Source organism: Streptomyces sp. NPDC001933, assembly GCF_042890955.1.
Lineage (GTDB): Bacteria > Actinomycetota > Actinomycetes > Streptomycetales > Streptomycetaceae > Streptomyces.
This window is the reverse complement of record NZ_JBIASS010000017.1, coordinates 147,357-165,564: the sequence shown is the minus strand read 5'-3', so window position 1 is coordinate 165,564 and position 18,208 is coordinate 147,357. Positions and strand designations below refer to the sequence as shown.

The 18,208-nt window shown below is 71.0% G+C and carries 18 protein-coding genes and 1 riboswitch; of the genes, 12 read left to right on the top strand and 6 right to left on the bottom strand.

The genetic code is table 11. The features are described from left to right. Nucleotides 1–124: 124 nt before the first annotated feature. From ACFYY7_RS33355 to ACFYY7_RS33345, 3 genes are all read right to left on the bottom strand, one after another. Nucleotides 125–751, bottom strand: a complete 627-nt coding sequence (locus ACFYY7_RS33355) for a hypothetical protein (RefSeq protein ID WP_388667562.1) — start codon at nt 749–751, stop codon at nt 125–127. Nucleotides 752–828: 77 nt separating this feature from the next. Continuing rightward, entirely contained in the window at nt 829–1,161 is a 333-nt protein-coding gene (locus ACFYY7_RS33350; protein ID WP_388667561.1) for a hypothetical protein, read from the bottom strand. Nucleotides 1,162–1,287: 126 nt separating this feature from the next. Then, nucleotides 1,288–1,758, bottom strand: a complete 471-nt coding sequence (locus ACFYY7_RS33345; RefSeq protein ID WP_388667560.1) for a hypothetical protein — start codon at nt 1,756–1,758, stop codon at nt 1,288–1,290. 219 nt (nt 1,759–1,977) lie between these two features. On the opposite strand from ACFYY7_RS33345, the gene ACFYY7_RS33340 reads away from it, so the two are divergent. The 4 genes from ACFYY7_RS33340 (at nt 1,978) to ACFYY7_RS33325 (ending at nt 5,409) form a co-directional block, all read left to right on the top strand. Further along, a complete protein-coding gene (locus tag ACFYY7_RS33340; RefSeq protein WP_388667559.1) occupies nt 1,978–2,916 on the top strand; it encodes a CHRD domain-containing protein in 939 nt (312 codons plus the stop codon). A gap of 87 nt (nt 2,917–3,003) precedes the next feature. Continuing rightward, complete coding sequence (locus tag ACFYY7_RS33335) at nt 3,004–4,002, top strand: DUF1996 domain-containing protein (RefSeq protein WP_388667558.1); 999 nt, start codon at nt 3,004–3,006, stop codon at nt 4,000–4,002. Nucleotides 4,003–4,123: 121 nt separating this feature from the next. Continuing rightward, entirely contained in the window at nt 4,124–4,696 is a 573-nt protein-coding gene (locus ACFYY7_RS33330) for a sigma-70 family RNA polymerase sigma factor (RefSeq protein WP_072489594.1), read from the top strand. Then, nucleotides 4,693–5,409, top strand: coding sequence for a zf-HC2 domain-containing protein (locus ACFYY7_RS33325; protein WP_388667557.1), 717 nt, complete (start codon nt 4,693–4,695; stop codon nt 5,407–5,409). Before ACFYY7_RS33330 ends, ACFYY7_RS33325 begins: the two co-directional genes overlap by 4 nt. A 117-nt stretch (nt 5,410–5,526) precedes the next feature. On the opposite strand, the gene ACFYY7_RS33320 is transcribed toward ACFYY7_RS33325, so the two are convergent. Both ACFYY7_RS33320 and ACFYY7_RS33315 read right to left on the bottom strand, forming a co-directional pair. Further along, entirely contained in the window at nt 5,527–6,912 is a 1,386-nt protein-coding gene (locus tag ACFYY7_RS33320; protein ID WP_388667556.1) for a uracil-xanthine permease family protein, read from the bottom strand. Nucleotides 6,913–7,226: 314 nt separating this feature from the next. Next, a complete protein-coding gene (locus ACFYY7_RS33315) occupies nt 7,227–8,459 on the bottom strand; it encodes an MFS transporter (RefSeq protein ID WP_388667555.1) in 1,233 nt (410 codons plus the stop codon). 173 nt (nt 8,460–8,632) lie between these two features. On the opposite strand from ACFYY7_RS33315, the gene ACFYY7_RS33310 reads away from it, so the two are divergent. Then, a complete protein-coding gene (locus tag ACFYY7_RS33310) occupies nt 8,633–9,823 on the top strand; it encodes an ROK family protein (protein ID WP_388667554.1) in 1,191 nt (396 codons plus the stop codon). Nucleotides 9,824–9,895: 72 nt separating this feature from the next. Here the strand turns inward: ACFYY7_RS33310 and ACFYY7_RS33305 are convergent, their stop codons facing one another. Further along, nucleotides 9,896–12,226: a chitinase C-terminal domain-containing protein gene (locus tag ACFYY7_RS33305; RefSeq protein ID WP_388667553.1), complete on the bottom strand. Its 2,331-nt coding sequence runs from the start codon at nt 12,224–12,226 to the stop codon at nt 9,896–9,898. A gap of 281 nt (nt 12,227–12,507) precedes the next feature. Next, nucleotides 12,508–12,638, top strand: a riboswitch (FMN riboswitch). A gap of 159 nt (nt 12,639–12,797) precedes the next feature. Here ACFYY7_RS33305 and ribD point away from each other — a divergent pair. The 7 genes from ribD (at nt 12,798) to hisG (ending at nt 18,193) form a co-directional block, all read left to right on the top strand. Continuing rightward, the gene (gene ribD, locus ACFYY7_RS33300; RefSeq protein ID WP_388667552.1) at nt 12,798–13,898 is read left to right on the top strand and encodes a bifunctional diaminohydroxyphosphoribosylaminopyrimidine deaminase/5-amino-6-(5-phosphoribosylamino)uracil reductase RibD; all 1,101 of its coding nucleotides are present in this window, start codon (nt 12,798–12,800) and stop codon (nt 13,896–13,898) included. After that, nucleotides 13,899–14,516, top strand: a complete 618-nt coding sequence (locus ACFYY7_RS33295; RefSeq protein ID WP_388667551.1) for a riboflavin synthase — start codon at nt 13,899–13,901, stop codon at nt 14,514–14,516. Further along, the gene (locus ACFYY7_RS33290; protein WP_388667550.1) at nt 14,513–15,157 is read left to right on the top strand and encodes a nicotinamide riboside transporter PnuC; all 645 of its coding nucleotides are present in this window, start codon (nt 14,513–14,515) and stop codon (nt 15,155–15,157) included. Before ACFYY7_RS33295 ends, ACFYY7_RS33290 begins: the two co-directional genes overlap by 4 nt. Continuing rightward, complete coding sequence (locus ACFYY7_RS33285; protein ID WP_388667549.1) at nt 15,154–16,452, top strand: bifunctional 3,4-dihydroxy-2-butanone-4-phosphate synthase/GTP cyclohydrolase II; 1,299 nt, start codon at nt 15,154–15,156, stop codon at nt 16,450–16,452. The genes ACFYY7_RS33290 and ACFYY7_RS33285 overlap by 4 nt, the downstream gene beginning before the upstream one ends. A gap of 29 nt (nt 16,453–16,481) precedes the next feature. After that, the gene (gene ribH / locus ACFYY7_RS33280) at nt 16,482–16,967 is read left to right on the top strand and encodes a 6,7-dimethyl-8-ribityllumazine synthase (RefSeq protein WP_124718909.1); all 486 of its coding nucleotides are present in this window, start codon (nt 16,482–16,484) and stop codon (nt 16,965–16,967) included. A 34-nt stretch (nt 16,968–17,001) separates the two neighbouring features. Then, entirely contained in the window at nt 17,002–17,274 is a 273-nt protein-coding gene (locus ACFYY7_RS33275) for a phosphoribosyl-ATP diphosphatase (RefSeq protein ID WP_018524273.1), read from the top strand. A 70-nt stretch (nt 17,275–17,344) separates the two neighbouring features. Further along, nucleotides 17,345–18,193: an ATP phosphoribosyltransferase gene (hisG, locus tag ACFYY7_RS33270; protein ID WP_388667548.1), complete on the top strand. Its 849-nt coding sequence runs from the start codon at nt 17,345–17,347 to the stop codon at nt 18,191–18,193. Nucleotides 18,194–18,208 lie beyond the last annotated feature (15 nt).

Here is an 18,208-nt window from a genome sequence, read left to right as displayed (position 1 = left end):
GGCCTCCGCTCCCGTCCGGCCACCGGGGGAGCGGAGGCCTTGCTGCGGCCTCCGGCACACGCGAAGAAGAGGGCCCGGCCGTTCCTCCCAGGAACGGCCGGGCCCTCTGCGAGGCCGGCACCGGTCAGGTGGTCGCCGCGCCGACGGCCACCGGCTCCTTGTCGCCGAAGGCGAACGTCGACGTGATGGCGTCGAAGAGGTCGTTCAGCGGCTCGGCGAGCGGGATGTTCGGGCTGAAGCAAGTGATGATCAGGACCCGCTCACCACCGGGGACCGGCACGAACGTGTGCGTCACCACCATCTTGTACGAGACACCGTCGGCGATCTCCGTCTCCTCGATGCCGGCCATCCGGCCGACCGGACCGACACCCGGCAGCGTCGCTGTCGTGAGGGTCCGGGTGGTGTTCTCGCGGCGGCGGCCCCCGGTGGCCGAGAACTGCTCGGCGATGCCCTTGGCGGAGAAGTCCTCACCGGGCGGCGGCTTCACGCTGAACACCATGAGCCCGGCCATCAGCAGGCCGTCCTCGTACATGGCGGTGGTGCCCGCGGCATAGACGGCGCCCCGCCTGCGGGCGCCCTCCATGATGCGCCGCGCGCTGCGGAACGTGTGGTTGATGGCGTCCCGGGTCTCCTTCTGCGGGGCGTGCCGCAGCATCTCGGCGCGGCGCTCGGCGAGGGTGTCGCCGTGGAGGTCGTACTCCGTCCAGTTCTCCGGGATGGCGATCCCGAAGGTGTGCGAACCAGTGGTCATGGGACCGTGCTCCTCAGTGCGTTTCGGGCCGGGCCCGTGTCGGGCCGGGCCGATGGGGGATCGATGAGTCCGTCGCCCTAGGACGGCCGGGTGCCGCTCCCGGCGGGCGTCGCGTCGCCGCCCCCGCCCTGGCCGCCGTCTTCCTTCAGCGAAGAGCCCATCTTGGTGTCGAAGTCGGCGAAGGCCTTCACAATGGCCTCGCAGGCGTCCTTGAGGTCCTTGCTGTTCCGCTTGACCTGCACGCGCCCGTCCTTCCACTGCTCGTCGAAGTTGGTGCCGGGGCGCACCAGCGGCGGGCCGACGTCCTCGGGGTCGTAGCCAGAGGGCCGGGTGTCGATGAGATCCATCACCCGGCCCAGGAGTTCACCGAGACGTTGGACCTCGTCTCCCGGCATCTCGATCTCGGCCAAGGCTCCTCCCTCGTACGCGTCGTCCGGCGGGCAGGTCCCGCCCCGCTCCAGGAACGACGGCGGACGCGGGACGGTTCAACGGCCCGCCGGATCAAGGGCGTACGGGCGTCGGGGCCGCAGGGAGGGTCACGCGGCCCTGCGGACGAGCTTGCCGTCGGGCGCCACGGCGAACCACTCGCCGTCCAGGCCCTGCCCGTTGACGTCACCGGGCGCCATGTCACCGACGTAGTAGTACAGCGGCCAGTCCCCGTACGTGACGTGGACGGCACCCCCCGACTGCTTCGCCTCGCGCAGCAGCGACTTCCTGACGCCCCGGCCCGCGGTGGCGGGGGCGGGGCTGGTCAGCGCGGGCCACACGGCGATGCACTCCGCGTCGCAGTTGCTCGCGGCGTCCTTGTCCTTGGTGAAGGCGTACAGGGTGCGGCCCTTGCCGTCGACCAGGATGGAGCCGAGCCCGACGTCCGCCACGGTGACCTCGGTGCCGGGCACGGCCTTGACCGGCCTCTCGCCGCCGCTGGTGTCGCCGTCGCTCCCGGCCCCGCAGGCGACAAGTCCCAGGGCCAGCGGGATCGCGAAAAGAGCCTTGCGTGCACGCATGGTGATGACCTCTCTCGTACGTCGTGGAACGTGACGGGGTGAGTTCCCCGTGCCCACACGTGCTCCCTGCACATCGGGTTCAGCACGCATCCGCCCCCTTCAGCGCTCCGGCCCCCGACAGCCCGGATCGCGGGCGGCGTTGAACCGCTCGGGCCGTCCGTCCGTTCGTCGACGCGAAGGGCCCCGACTGGAAGCCCCACTCCCGGAAGGACGAAAGACATGCGCAGGCTCACTGTTGCGGCGGCCGCCGCCGTGCTCCTCGCCGGTCTCACCGGTTTCGCCGGTACGAGCCCGGCGCTGGCCGAGGACGGCCCCGACGCCGGGGGCTCCCGTGGCGCCGAGGTCTCGGCGGCCACCGCCGAAGCGGCGCAGGCACCGGCCGTCTCCCTGATCGCCCGGCTCACCGGCGACCAGGACGGGCCCACCGCGGGCGACCAGGACGGCAAGGCCGTCGCGCTCGTCAAGGTCAAAGGCGACCGCGTCACCTTCGCCCTCACCTGGAACGGCATTGGCAGGCCGACCCGCGGCCACCTCCACCGGGGCCGGCCCGGCAGCGACGGCGGGGTGAAGGCCGCGCTGTTCGGCACGGCCATGCCCGCCTCGGTGAACTCCGCCGCCGGGCAGACCTCGATGTCCTCCGCCGCGCTCGCCCGACAACTGCGCACAGACCCCGGCGGCTTCTACGTCGACCTGCACTCCGAGGAGTTCCCCGGCGGCGCGGTGCGCGGCCAACTCCGGCTCCTGGAGAAGCCGGTGAACCCGCTCAGCATCATCAGGGGCGGCAAGCTGCGCGCGCTCGCGGACGGCGGCCAGGAGGTCCCGGCCGACGACCCCGGCAAGGCGGGCGACCCGGACGGGCACAGCACCACGTTCCTGCACCCGAGGACGGACCGCGTCGACTACTCCATGGCCTGGGTGAACATCGGGGCGCCGCTGGCCGGACACATCCACGAGGGGGTGCTCGGCGAGAACGGCGACGTACGGCTCCCGCTGTTCGTCACTCCCGTACCGAAGAACGTCTTCGCGATCTCCGGCAGCGTCAGCGTCCCCGACGCCGAGGTCATCGCACGCCTCAAGGGGAGCCCGACCGGCTTCTACTCGAACGTGCACACCCGGGAGTTCCCCGACGGAGCCGTACGAGGGCAGTTGTTCCGCTGACGTTCACCGGCAAGGAGGTGACGGAGGTTTCGCGGGTGGCCTGTGGGCAATCTTGATTGCCCCGGCCCCCGGTGACACCCTGCTTCCGTGCGGATCAAGCTGCCCCTCCCCAACTCCCTTCTCTTCTGGGGGATTCTGCCCGTGACACTCGGGATGATCGTGATCCTGGGCGTCATGACGTTCGGCGCCGACAGGGCCGCCACGGTGTCCGGCGCACCCGCCGACGACAAGTACGTGGACATCGGGACCGTTGTGCCGGCCCGGGCGCCCGCGGCCGGACCCGACGCGTCCACCGGCTCGTACACCGTCGACTGCGGCCGCAACGAACAGGGCCACTACAACATGGACAACGTCGTGACCTCCCCGGGCGTCGTGAACGGCGCCCACCACACCCACGACTACGTCGGCAATCTCTCCACCGACGCCCTGTCCACCGACCGGACTCTGGCCGCCGCCGACACCACCTGCGCGGGCGGCGACCGGTCCACGTACTACTGGCCGGTGCTGCGCCGCCTCGACCGCACCGGCGACGCCCACAAGGCCGGCGTAGGCGCCCACGGCAACACCGGCGAGGTCGTCACCGCCTCCTCGGTGCGGGTGGAGTTCCGCGGCAACCCGGTCAGCTCGGTCGTCGGCATGCCCCGCTTCATGCGGCTGATCACGGGCGACCCGGTCGCGGCCACCACGGACAGAGCGAACGTCCGCGCCCAGTGGGGCTGTTCCGGCTACCCGGACCGGTTCACCCAGAACTACGCACGCTGCCCGCAGGGCAGCGGACCGACCCGCACCCTGGACTTCCCGAGCTGCTGGAACGGCCTCGCCACCGACAGCCCCGACCACCGTACGCACGCACAGTTCCCCGCCGCCGACGGCACCTGCCCGCGGGCCACGTTCCCCGTGCCGCAACTGCGCGTCACCCTCACCTATGAACTCCCGGAGGGCACGCCGTTCGCCGTCGACTCCTTCCCGGAGCAGTTGCGCGATCCGATCACCGACCACGCGATGTTCGTGAACGTGATGACCGGGGACCGCATGGCGGAGCTGGTGCGCTGCATCAACGAGGACCGGCAGTGCAAGGCCGGGTGACCAGGACCCCTCGCACACCCCCGACCGACCTGTGATTCAGTTCACATCGATCCGGGATTGAACCGGCCCGGCCCGCCGTCCGTGTTCAGCGCATCGGCCCAGGAGAGGACGGAGAAGATGGATGGCGGCATTGTGGTCCCGCAGCCGGCAGAGACAGGACACCGGTGACGAGGCACTGATCCGGTCCCTCTACGAGGAACACGGCAGAGCCCTGCTCGCGTACGCGCAACGCCTGACCGGCGATCGCAGCGCCGCCGAGGACGTGGTCCAGGAAACCCTGATCCGGGCCTGGAAACACCCGGACGCGCTGGTCAACGGCAAGGGCTCGGTGCGCGGCTGGCTGCTCACCGTGGCCCGCAACATCATCACGGACCGGTACCGGGCCAAGGCCGCGCGCCCCACGGAGGTCGCCGAGTCGGTGACCACCCAGCCCGTCGAGCAGGACCACGCGGACGCCGTGGTCGACTCGATGGTCGTCATGGAGGCGCTCGACCGGCTCTCCCCGGACCACCGGGACGTGCTCATGGAAATCTACTTCCAGGGCCGGAGCGTCGCCGAGGCGGCGAACAGGCTCGGGATACCACCCGGGACGGTCAAGTCCCGGTCACACTATGCGTTGAAGGCCCTGCGGGACATGTACGCGGACAGACCGAAGGCAGTGAAGCTGGTGGCGTTGAAGGGGGTGGCGGTGTGAGCACCAAGGAACATGACAGCGAACTGCTCGGCGCCTACGTCCTCGGCGCGCTCGATGAGCAGGAGGTGCGAACCGTCGACGAACACATGGCGTCGTGCCAGAAGTGCCGCGACGAACTGGACGGGCTGCGGGACATGGAGTCCGCGCTCGGCGAAGTACCCCCGGAGGCGTTCCTCGACGGGCCCCCGGAAGGCGGTGACCTGCTGCTCCAGCGCACGCTGAGGCAGGTCCGCAGCGAACGCGCCGGGCAGACGCTGCGGCGAAGAGCGGTCCTGGGCGCGGTCGCGGCGGTCGCGGCGGCAGCCGTCCTCGGCGGCGGCGTCCTGATCGGCCAGAACACCGGCGAACGCACCCATGAGGCGACACCCCCGGCCCCCTCGGTCACGGCGACCGTGCCACCGGCCCAGCCGGGCGGCATGAAGGTCGTCGAGGGCCGCAGCGCCTCGACCGGCAGCGAGATGAGGCTCCGGGTGACCCCGGCCGTCGACTGGATCCGCCTCAACGCCTCGGTCACGGGCATCCCGGCGGGCGAGCGCTGCCGCGTGGTGGTCGTCGCGAAGGACGGCAGCCGCGAGATCGCGGGCAGCTGGCTCGTCGCCGACGAGAAGAAGGGCGCCAACCTCGACGGCTCGGCGGCCGTCCCGATGGACGACGTACAGAAGGTCGTCATCGAGAACGACAAGGGCAAGGAGTACGTGTCCGTCGACGTCTGAACCCCGCGGGCCCGGACGTGGACCGCGACCTGCCGGGTGGCGTACGGATCGGTGAGGCGAACAGATCAGTGAGGCCGTTCCCTGTCGGAACGGCCTCACTGATGGCGGCGTCTGCGCTCACGATCCGCCCGGCACGCCTCGGTCGTACCCCACGTTTTCCGGTTCGAGGAGCGGCGGCTCGTCCGCCATGTGGGCGGGAGCCATGACGCGCAGCGCGTGGTAGCCGATGAGGACGATCAGCGTCCCCAGCGCGATACCGCTGAGCTGGAAGTTGTCCGTGAGCTTCAGGCTCACATTGCCGATGCCGACGATGAGACCCGCGGCCACCGGCACCAGGTGCAGGGGGTTGGAGAGGTCGACCCGGGAACGGACCCAGATCTGGGCGCCCAGCAGGCCGATCATGCCGTAGAGGATGACCGTGATGCCGCCGAGGACACCGCCGGGAATGGCGGCCACGACGGCACCGAACTTGGGGCAGAGCCCGAACAGGATCGCGAAGCCCGCCGCGCACCAGTAGGCAGCGGTCGAGTAGACACGTGTGGCGGCCATGACACCGATGTTCTCGGCGTACGTGGTGGTCGCGGGGCCGCCCACGGACGTCGACAGCACGGTCGCCGCACCGTCGGCCATGATCGCCGTACCGAGCCGGTCGTCGAGCGGTTCGCCCGTCATCTCACCGACCGCCTTGACGTGTCCCGCGTTCTCGGCGACGAGGGCGATGACGACGGGCAGGGCGACCAGAACGGCCGAGAGCGAGAAGCTCGGGGCATGGAAGTCGGGAAGGCCGATCCAGTCCGCCTTGGACACGCCCGAGAGGTCCAGGCGCCAGTGGTCGACCGCCTCGGTGCCGCCCGCGGGGGAGTGGATCTTGCCGAACACGCGGTCGAAGACCCAGGAGGCGACGTACCCGAAGGCCAGCCCGAGGAAGATCGCGATACGGGACCAGAAACCGCGCAGCACGACCAGGGCGAAACCCGTGAACAGCATGGTCAGAAGAGCCGTCCACTGGTCCTGGGGCCAGTAGGTGCCGGCGGTGACCGGCGCCAGGTTGAACCCGATCAGCATGACCACCGCACCCGTGACCACCGGAGGCAGTACCGCGTGGATGACACGGGCCCCGAGAGCCCGGACGACCGCCCCGCACAGGAAGAGGACCGCGCCGACGACCAGCAGGGCGCCGGTGAGGGTCGCCGCATCACCCCCCTGTGCGCCGATGACGGCGGCGACACCGATGAACGAGAGGCTGCTGCCCAGGTAGCTCGGGATGTGGCCCCGGGTGATCAGCAGGAAGAGAATGGTGGCCACGCCGGAGGCCATCACGGCGAGGTTGGGGTCGAGCCCCATCAGGACGGGGGCGACGAAGCAGGCTCCGATCATGGAGACCACGTGCTGCGCGCCGAGACCGACCGTGCGCCCCCAGGCGAGCCGCTCGTCCGGCCTCACGACCTCACCCGGTGCGAGGCTCTTGCCGTCGCCGTGCAGCTTCCAGCCGAAGCCCGCCATGGTCTTGCTCCTCGATGTGTTGCTGGGGTGGTGCTGAGATCCGCCGGCCGGACCGGGGCCCGATGGCTGCTCGATGACTAGCGGAACACGCAGTTCCGGCGCATGCCGACAGGACGGGCCATGAGGGTGGGGGATCGCCCCGCGTCGTCGCGCGCTGCGGCCCTCGCCGGGCACGTTGCCGCGGAAATGAGCAGCGTCATGCTAATGCCCGGCCGCAGAGTGTTCGCGGCCGGGCCGGGCGTCCTGAGCACGGACGACGCAGATGAGGCGGGGGGACCGGGAGCGACGCACCGGCCGTGCGCCGGTGCGGGGGTTCAGGGACGCTGCTCGACGGCCGCCGCGCTCGGGGCGCCGGCGTCCGAGGGGGACACCGACCTGCGGTCGCCCGCCCGCAGCACCCCGGCCCCCAGCACCAGGCCGAACGCCAGCACCGTCACCAGGCCGAACGACACGACCAGCGAGGTCGCCTCGGCCAGCGAGCCGATCGCGGACGGGGCGATCAGCCCGGAGGTGTACGTGATGGTGGCGACGCCCGCGATCGCCTGGCTCGGGTTCGGCCCGCTGCGCCCGGCCGCCGCGAAGGCGAGCGGGACGACCACGGCCACACCGAGCCCGAGGAACCCGAAGCCGCACATCGCCAGGACCGCGTTCGGCGAGGCGACCACGAGCAGTCCGCCGACCGTTGCGAGGACACCGCCGAACCGTACGGTCCTGACCGCGCCGAAGCGGTCGACGACCTTGTCGCCGGCGATCCGGGCGACCGCCATGGTCAGCGCGAACGCCGTCGTGGACGCCGCGGCGAGCCCGGCGGAGGTGTCCATGATGTCCCGGAGATAGACCGCCGACCAGTCCAGACTGGCGCCCTCCGCGAACACCGCGCAGAAGCCCACCGCGCCGATGATCAGCGCCGACCTCGGCGGCAGCGTGAAGCGCGGCGGCGGCTCCTCGTCCGGTTCGCTGCGCAGATTCAGTACGCCCCGGCAGGCGATCAGGCCGAGCGCGGTGAGCACGAGGGCGGCCAGCGTGTGGTGCAGCCGGGCGTCGGTGCCCAGATGCGCGGCCACCGTGCCCGCCGCCGAACCGATCAGGGCGCCCACGCTCCACATCCCGTGCAGCCCGGACATGATCGACTTGTCGAGGCGGTTCTCCACCTCGACGCCGAGGGCGTTCATCGCCACGTCCGACATGCCGGCCGATGCCCCGTACACGAAGAGCGCGGCGCACAGCGTCAGCAGGTCGGGTGCCAGTGCGGGCAGGACCAGCGCCAGCGTCCACAGGGCGAGCAGCCCGCGCAGTGCGGTTCTTGCGCCGAAGCGATGGCTGATCGCGCTGGCCAGCGGCATCGCGAGCGAGGCGCCGATCGCCGGGAAGGCGAGAGCCAGGCCGAGCTGACCGGCGCTGACCCCGGCGTGCTCCTGGATCCAGGGCACCCGGGTGGCGAAGCTGCCGGTCACCGCGCCGTGCACGGTGAAGACCGCGGCGACGGCGAACCTGGCCCGCCTCACCTGCGCCGTGCCGAAGTCCGCCTCTGTGGAATCCGCTGTCATACCGCCGTGCCCTCCCCTGAAAGATTCTCTCGGAATCCGCTGTCTCCGGTGGTCCCGGTGCCCGTCTCCACGGTGCGCGCAGTAAACTATCAGGAACCCTGCCTGATAAATAGTGCGCCGGTGCGTCCACTGCGTCAGCGATCAGTACGTCAGCGATCTGGAAGGATCCCGGCATGCCCGCATCACCGAGCACCGCACGGGCCATCAACGACCGGCTCGCCCTGCGACTGCTCCAGCAGGACGGCCCGCTGACGGCCACACAGCTGAAGACCCTGACCGGCCTCTCCCGGCCCACCGTCGCCGACCTCGTCGAGCGCCTGCAGGGAGCCGGTCTGATCCGGGTCGTCGGCGAGGCCGGTGCCGAGCGCCGCGGCCCCAACGCCCGGCTGTACGGGATCGCCGCCGACCGCGCCCACCTTGCCGCACTCGACGTACGCACCGGCAGCGTCGCCGTGGTCGTCGCCGACCTCCTCGGCACCACGCTCGCCGAGGCGACCCTGCCCATCGGCAGCGACACCGGCACCGAGGCCGCGGCCGAACAGGCCGCCGCACTCCTGGAGCGCACCGCGCGCGAGGCCGGTGCCGGTCCGCTGCACAGTGTCGGCATCGGCGCACCCGGGCTGATCGACCCGGTCACCGGCGAGCTGCGCGACACCAGCGGACTGCCCGCCTGGCACCGGCGGCTGGTGCGGGTGCTCCAGCAGCGGCTGCCCGCGACCGTCCTGGTCGAGAACGAGACCAATCTCGCCGCCGTCGCCGAACACCGCGGCGGCGCGGCCGCCGACCGCGACACCTTCGTGCTCTTCTGGCTCGGCCACGGCGTCGGCGCCGCCGTCATGCTGGACGGGAAGCTCCGCCGGGGAGCCTCCGGCGGAGCGGGCGAGATCGGCTTCCTGCCGGTGCCCGGCACGGCCGGTGCGCCGTCGGCGCTCAACTGCGACGGCGGCTTCCACTCCCTGGTCGGCTCGGCCCCGGTCTGCGAACTGGCCGCCGCCCACGGCATCGCCGTGCCCCCGGGCGCGGCCGAGGGCGACAAGGAACCGGGAGCCGCGTCGGCCGTGCGGGCCGCGCTGGCTGGTGAGGGGGACGGGGAGGGGTTCCTGGACGCGCTCGCCGGCCGTCTCGCGCTCGGCGCCGCCGCCATCGCCGCCGTCCTCGACCCGGGCTGTGTGCTGCTGGCGGGCGAGGTCGGCCACGCGGGCGGCGACGCGCTCGCGGCACGCGTCGAGGAGCGGCTGACCCTGATGTCACCGCTGCGCACCGAGGTCAGGGCCGGCCGGCTGGGCGGCGCGGCGGTGCTGCGCGGCGCGCTGCTCGCCGCCCGGGACGCGGCCCAGGACGAGCTGTTCGCACCGGCCGGGTAGCCCCCGGGCATGGCGGAGCCCGGCGGTGACCGGGGGCGAACCGGTCACCGCCGGGCGGCAGTGGGCGGGGCGTCAGCAGACCCCGAGGTCCTGCCAGGCCCCCCAGTCACCGGTGGAGCCGGGCTCCTCGCCCTTCGTCCACCACTTGGCCTTCCACTGGTGCGTGCCGTGGGTGACCGTCGTACCGGCGCCGTACTCGGAGCCCGCGCTCCAGACGGGCGCGGTGCAGCCGCCGCCACCGGGCGTCGGGTCCGGCGACGGCGAGGGTGTCGACGTGCCCGTGCCGGGGTCGACCAGGGTGGTGCCGCGCGCCAGGTCGGCGGCGAGGGCGTACGACTTCCCGCCGAAGGTCACCGTCCAGTTCGACGGCGTGGAGGTGGGCAGGTAGTAGACGAAGTCGAGCTCGACCGAGGCGCCGGGGGCCAGGCTCTGCCAGGCCGGCAGCTTCAGCGAGACGCGGTTGTAGTCGCCCTTGAGTCCGCCGATGTTGTTGGCGGCGGTGTGGTCGCTGCGCACGATCGTCGTGCCGAAGCCCGACTGGTCCTTGGCGTTGGCCGGCGCGGAGGTCGAGTAGTCGAACCGGAACTCCGTGGAGCCGGGCAGGGTCGCCTTCGTGTTGTTGGTGATCTTCAGCTTGGGGCTGATCGGGTAGTTCGAGTCACCGAGCGGGAACTGGTCGAAGGACACATCGATGTCGAGCGCCTCGGTGGGCAGATCGATGGTGGACCGCTTCGCACCGTACGGGGTGGCCGACTTGAACTTGTCGTACATCGTCGAGGTCAGCGTGGAGCCCGGCTCGTACTGGCCCTTGGCCGCGTTCCAGCCGTAGTCGCCCGCGAGCTCCCAGATCATGGTGCCGCCGATGCCCTTGTCGACGACGTAGTCCGCCTTCGCGGCGACCGACTGCTCGTCCTCGGTGGACAGGAAGACCTTCTTCTCGGCGTTCCAGAGCCAGGGCGCGACCAGCGTCGAGTCGTACTTGCGGGCGTAGGTACCGGTCAGCTCGGTGCCGGCGGGGAATCCGTAGTCGGTGACGTAGTCGCCCACGACACCCTTCTCCAGGTTCTTCGCATGCCACATCGGGTTGGAACCGGCCGGTGATTCCTTGCCGTCGGTGTCCTTGTCGTGCCAGAGGTTGTCGATGCCGACGGCGCCGTCACCGCACTTGGTCAGGCCCGCGCCGGCCGGGCAGTCGGTGGTGGCGGCCCGGCCCCACAGCCCGTCCGTGCCGCCCTGCACGTTCTTGAAACCGCGGGTGTAGTAAGGCAGGCCGATGTTGATCCGGCCGGACGGCATCGAGCCGCGGAAGTAGTGGTACGCCCAGTCGGTGTTGAGGTAGCCGGTGCCGCCGTACTGAGAGGTCGAGTAGACGCTCGCCCGGGCGAGTTCGGCGTCCTTGCCGTCGCCGAAGAGGGCGGCGTTGGGGCCGACGTACTCGTTCCAGGCGCCGTGCAGGTCGTACGACATGATGTTGACGTAGTCCAGGTACTTCTGGACCTGGAAGGTCTCCATCCCGCGCAGCAGATAGCCGGACGAGGGCGCGGCCACGCTCAGCAGGTAGTGCGTGCCGTCGGCGGCGGACGCCCGGTCGAGCTTCTCGCGCAGCGTCTTCATCAGCGCGGCGTAGCCCTTGACCAGACCGGCCCGGCGCGCGTTGGAGAGCGTCCAGTCCAGCGGGTTGCCCGAGTCCTTCATGGTCGTCGGGTACTCGTAGTCGATGTCGACGCCGTTGAAGCCGTACTTCTTGACGAACGCGACGGCCGAGTCGGCGAAGGTGTCGATGCCGGCCTGGTTGACCGAGCCGTCGGCGTTGGTCGCCATCGAGTAGAAGCCGCCGGAGTCCACCCGCTTGCCGCTGTCGTCGAAGTAGCCGCCGGTCTCGGCCCAGCCGCCCACCGACACCATGGTCTTCACGTTCGGGTGCTTCTTCTTGAACTTGTCGAGCAGGTTGAAATGGCCCTTGTACGGGAGATCCGGGTCCATCTCGGCGCCCGCGACACCCGGCCAGGTCATGCCGGTCGAGGCGTTGTCCGGCCCGTCGGCGCCGACCGAGAGCTTGTTGCCGCTGTCGACATGGGCGAACGCGTAATTCAAATGGGTGACTTTGTCCCAGGGGATGTCGGGGACGAGATAAGCGGGTTTGCCGTCCTTGCCGGTCCGCCAGTTGGTGAAGTACCCGATGACCCGGCGCTGGTGGTCGGCGCCCATCTTCTCGCGGCCCTCGGTGTCGTAGACGGAGCAGTAGGGCACGGAGACACCGGGCGTCTCGTAGAGCCCGTCGGGGCGACAGGACTCCTGGTCGGCGGCGGCCGACGGGGTGGCGGCGAGTGAGCCCATCAGCAGTCCGGCGACGGCTACGCCGGCTGCGAGCAGGGTGGCTCTCGCACGGGTGGGGGACAGCACGTTCGGTTCCTCCTGGGGAGGTTCGGTGGAAACACAACTGGCAAAGGGGTGGGTCGTGTTGGTGCCCCGGGTGTGCGCACACCGCGGGACCGCTCCTCGGAGGTGACGCAGAGATTAAAAGGACTAGACCAGTGCGTCAATAGGTCTGGACCTTTAAGTGTCAACTTCTTCGGCCCGATCCGGACGAAGGTCCCTCGCCCCGGCCGCCCTGTGAGCCAGTCCACAGACACTCACCCGCATGGCCCACCGCCCGGCGTGGCACACTGATCGTGTACCAGCAGCAGCGCACTCCGGGGTCGGTGCAATTCCGAACCGGCGGTTATAGTCCGCGACCCGTCCGCATCCAGCGGCCGGTTGACCAGGTGGGATTCCTGGACCGACGGTTAAAGTCCGGATGGGAGGCAGTGCGCGGCGGGCCGTTTCGCGGGTACGCCGCCGTCGGCGGATGGTTTTCGGGCGACCGATCCATCCGTGCTTTCCGGCATTTCCGGCGTTCCCCCGTGGCGTTCCCGCTTCATCTGTCGTCATCGACAGGCCCCGGAGTCCGTGCCCGAAGAGGCAGGAGGACCCGGTGGACACCGCAGCCGACATCACCGCCATGCGCCGTGCGATCACACTCGCCGCCCGCGGTCTCGGCTCCACCAGCCCCAACCCCGTCGTCGGCTGCGTCATCCTCGACGCCACGGGCCGCCCGGCCGGAGAAGGCTTCCACCAACGGGCCGGCGGACCGCACGCCGAGATCCACGCCCTGCGCGAGGCGGGCGACCGGGCCCGGGGCGGTACCGCCTACGTCACCCTCGAACCCTGTAACCACACCGGCCGCACCGGCCCCTGCGCCCAGGCGCTCGTCGAGGCCGGCCTCGCCCGCGTCGTCTACGCCGTCGGCGACCCGGACCCGCAGGCCACCGGCGGTGGCGACACCCTGCGCGAGGCCGGGATCAAGGCCGAGCAGGGGCTCCTCGCGGACGAGGCCGAGGCGGGCAACGCGGCCTGGCTGACCTCGGTGCGCCTGCGCCGCCCGTACGTCCTGTGGAAGTACGCGGCGACCCTGGACGGCCGGATCGCGGCCGCCGACGCCACCAGCCGCTGGATCACCTCCGCCGAGTCCCGCGCCGACGTCCACCGGCTGCGCGCCGAGGCCGACGCCGTGATGGTCGGCTCCGGCACCGCCCGCACCGACGACCCGCAGCTCGGCGTACGCGGCATCGAGGGCGCCGTGCAGCCGCTGCGGGTGGTCGTCGACACCGGCGCCACCGCCGTACGCCCCGGCGCCCGGGTCCTCGACGGCACCGCGCCCACCCTGGTCGCCGTCGCCGAGGACGCCGACGCCGGGCACCTGCCCGAAGCCGCCGTCCTGCGGCTGCCGCGCGCCGCCACCGGCCCCGGCCTGGACATCCCCGCCCTGCTCCGTGCCCTGCACGGGCGCGGCATCCGCTCCGTACTCCTCGAAGGCGGCCCGACCCTGGCCGGGGCCTTCGTAGCCGCGGGAACGGTCGACAAGGTCGTCGGCTATCTCGCCCCCGTACTCCTCGGCGCAGGCCCCGCGGCCCTCGCCGACGCCGGAATCTCCACCATCGCCGAGGCGTTGCGCCTCGATGTGACCGAGACCGTCCGCATCGGCCCCGATCTGCGCATCACCGCCGTCCCCGGCCCTGCCCGGAAGGGAAACTGAGTGTTCACCGGAATTGTCGAAGAACTGGGTGAAGTCACCGCCGTCGAGAAGCTCGCCGACGCCTCCCGCTTCCGCCTGCGCGGACCCGTGGTCACCGAGGGCGCCAAGCACGGCGACTCCATCGCCGTCAACGGCGTCTGCCTCACCGTCGTCGACCTCGGCGACGGCGAGTTCACCGCCGACGTGATGGCCGAGACCCTGAACCGGTCCAGCCTCGGCGCCCTGGACACCGGCTCCCGGGTCAACCTGGAACGCCCCATGGCGGTCGGCGGCCGGCTCGGCGGACACATCGTCCAGGGCCATGTCGACGGCACCGGGCACATCGTCGAGCGCAGGATCTCCGAGAACTGGGAGATCGTGAAGATCTCCCTCCCCGCGCACCTGAGCCGCTACGTGGTGGAGAAGGGGTCCATCACCGTCGACGGCGTCAGCCTCACCGTCGTGGACGCCGGACCCGACTACTTCACCATCAGCCTCATCCCCACCACCCTCGCCCTGACCACGCTCGGCATCAAGGAGCCCGGCGACCCGGTCAACCTGGAGGTGGACGTCATCGCGAAGTACGTCGAGCGGCTGCTCGGCAACACCGCGCAGACACCCGAGGAGCCGGTCCGGTGACCGCCCTGCACTGGCTGAACTCGGAGGCGTTCACCGTCTTCGGGCAGCACATCATCTGGTCCGACATGATCGGCAACACCGTTGGCCTGATCGCCCTGACCCTGGGCTGGCTCCGCTCGATCTGGACCTGGCCCGCCCAGCTGCTGTCCGGCGTCGTCCTGGTCGCGGCCAACGCCTCCGTGCACCAGGCGGGCAGCGTCGGCAAGCAGCTCGTCGTCATCACCGTGGCCGTCTGGGGCTGGCAGCAGTGGACCCGGGGCCGGCAGCAGGCCCAGGACGGTTCCATCGCCGTACGGTTCGCCACCTGGCGCGAGCGCGGCTACCTGCTGGGCGGCGCCGTGCTCGGCACCCTCGCGGTCGGCGGCCTGTTCACCGCGTTCCCCTCGCTCTCCTGGAGCCCGTGGGCGGACGCGTACATATTCGCCGGGACCCTCGTCGCGATGCTCGCCCAGGCCCGCGGCATGGTCGAGTTCTGGTTCGCCTGGCTGCTGGTCGACCTGGTCGGCGTACCGCTGAACTTCCACAGCGGGCTCGCCTTCTCCGGTCTCATCTACGTCGTGTACGGCGCCCTGGTCCTGTGGGGCATGCGCGACTGGTGGCTGCGTTCGCGGACACCCGCTCTGGAAGGAGCCACGGCATGACTGCCCAGCCCACCTGGTTGCACCGGGAACACGAAGGTGCCGCCGAGGACCTCCGTCTCGACCCCGTCGAGCAGGCGATCCGCGACATCGCCGCCGGACGGCCCGTCGTGGTCGTCGACGACGAGGACCGGGAGAACGAGGGCGACCTCGTCATCGCCGCCGAGAAGGCCACCCCCGAGATCGTCGCGTTCATGATGAGCGAGTGCCGCGGCCTGATCTGCGCACCCATGGAGAACGACGAGCTGGAACGGCTCGCGCTTCCGCAGATGGTCGACCACAACACCGAGTCGATGCGCACCGCGTTCACCGTCTCCGTCGACGCGTCCGCCGCCCACGGCGTCACCACCGGCATCTCCGCCGCCGACCGGGCCACCACGCTCCGGCTGCTGGCGGGCGGCGAGGCCGGCCCCGGCGACTTCGTACGGCCCGGCCACATCTTCCCGCTCCGCGCCCGCTCCGGCGGCGTACTGGTCCGCAACGGCCATACCGAGGCCGCCGTCGACCTCGCCCGGCTCGCCGGACTGCGGCCCGCCGGGGCCATCGTGGAGATCGCCGGCGAGGACGGCGTGATGCTGCGGCTGCCCCAGCTCGTCCCGTTCGCCCGCAAGCACGGCCTCACAATCATCTCCATCGAGGACCTGATCGCCTACCGCCGAAGCTCCGAGCCGACCGTCCGCCGCGAGGCCGAGGTACGGCTGCCGACGGCCTTCGGCGCGTTCACCGCGTACGGCTACCGCTCCACCACCGACGGCGTCGAGCACGTCGCGCTCGTCCACGGCGACCTCGGCGACGGCGACGACGTCCTGGTCCGGGTCCACTCCGAGTGCCTGACCGGCGACATCTTCCAGTCCCAGCGCTGCGACTGCGGCCCCCAGCTGCACGCCTCCATGCGCCGGATCACCGAGGAGGGCCGCGGCGTCGTCGTCTACCTGCGCGGCCACGAGGGCCGGGGCATCGGCCTGCTGTCCAAGCTGCGCGCCTACGAACTCCAGGAGCGCGGCATCGACACCCTCGACGCCAACCTGGAGCTCGGCCTGCCCGCCGACGCCCGGGACTACGCGGCCGGCGCCCGGATCCTCAAGGACCTCGGCGTCAACAGCCTCAGGCTCATGACCAACAACCCCGACAAGACGGCCGCGATCCTGCGGCACGGGCTCGCCGTCACCGGCCGCGAGCCGATGCCCGTCCAGGCCGGCGAACACAACCTCCGCTACCTGCGCACCAAGCGCGACCGCATGGGGCACGACCTGCCCTGGCTCGACACCGCCACGGCGTCGACCTGCGGCAACCAGTAACGATCACGGAAACGAGCGACAGGAGAGACATGAGCGGCAAGGGCGCACCCGAACTGTCCGTACGCAACTGCGGTGACCTGCGCGTGGCGGTCGTCGCCGCGCAATGGCACGAGAAGATCATGGACGGCCTCGTCGACGGCGCCCTGCGCGCCCTGCACGAACTCGGCATCGACGAGCCGACCCTGCTCCGGGTGCCCGGCAGCTTCGAACTCCCGGTCGTCGCCAAGGTCCTCGCGGGCCGCGGCTACGACGCGGTCGTCGCGCTCGGCGTGATCATCCGCGGCGGCACCCCGCACTTCGAATACGTGTCCCACGGCGTCACCAACGGCCTCACCCAGGTCGCCGTCGACACCGGAGTACCGGTCGGCTTCGGCGTACTCACGTGCGACACCGAGGAGCAGGCGCTCGACCGGGCCGGCCTCGAAGGGTCCAACGAGGACAAGGGGCACGAAGCGGTCACCGCGGCCGTCGCCACCGCCGCCACGTTGCGCACGGTCAGCGAGCCCTGGCGCTGAGCACCGGGTACCGACCCCGTACTCTAAGACCATCATGGCGAACAAAACCTTCGAAGAGCTCTTCGCCGAGCTGCAGCTCAAGGCCGCCAACGGCGACCCCTCCACCTCCCGTACCGCCGAGCTCGTGGACAAGGGCGTCCATGCCATCGGCAAGAAGGTCGTCGAGGAGGCCGCCGAAGTCTGGATGGCCGCCGAGCACGAGAGCAAGGACGCCGCCGCCGAGGAGATCTCCCAGCTGCTGTACCACGTCCAGGTGATGATGGTCGCCCGCGGGATCTCGCTCGACGACGTCTACGCCCACCTCTGAGCACCACCTCCGCACCAGTACGTCCGCACATCCGCACCGGCACTCCCTCCTCGCAAAGGAACCTGACCTCATGCTGCGCATCGCCGTCCCCAACAAGGGTTCACTCTCCGGGCCTGCGATGGCGATGCTCCATGAGGCCGGCTACCAGCAGCGCAAGGAGTCCAAGGAACTCGTCCTCGTCGACCCCGAGAACGAGGTCGAGTTCTTCTACCTGCGGCCGCGCGACATCGCGATCTACGTCAGCTCCGGCCGCCTCGACATCGGCATCACCGGCCGCGACCTGCTGCTGGACTCCGGCGCGGACGCCGAGGAGATCCTGCAGCTCGGCTTCGCCCGCTCCACCTTCCGCTACGCCACCAAGCCCGGCACGGCCAAGGGCCCGCAGGACTTCGACGGCATGACGATCGCCACGTCCTACGAGGGCATCGTCGCCAAGCACCTCGCCGACGTCGGCGTCAACGCCTCCGTCGTCCACCTCGACGGCGCGGTCGAGACCGCCATCGAGCTCGGTGTCGCCCAGGTCATCGCCGACGTGGTGGAGACCGGCACCAGCCTGCGCAACGCCGGACTCGAAGTCATCGGCGAGCCGATCATGAAGTCCGAGGCCGTCGTCATCCGCCGCACCGGCGCACCGGACGACGACCCCAAGGTGCAGCAGTTCCTCCGCCGCCTCCAGGGCGTCCTGGTCGCCCGCTCCTACGTGATGATGGACTACGACTGCCGCGTCGAGCACCTGGAGCGCGCGGTCGCCCTCACCCCGGGCCTGGAGTCGCCGACCATCTCGCCGCTGCACCACGAGGGCTGGGTCGCCGTCCGCTCCATGGTCGCCGCCCGGGAGGCCCAGCGGATCATGGACGATCTGTACGACCTCGGCGCCCGCGCCATCCTCACCACCGCCATCCACGCCTGCCGCCTCTGACGGCCCGGCGACCAC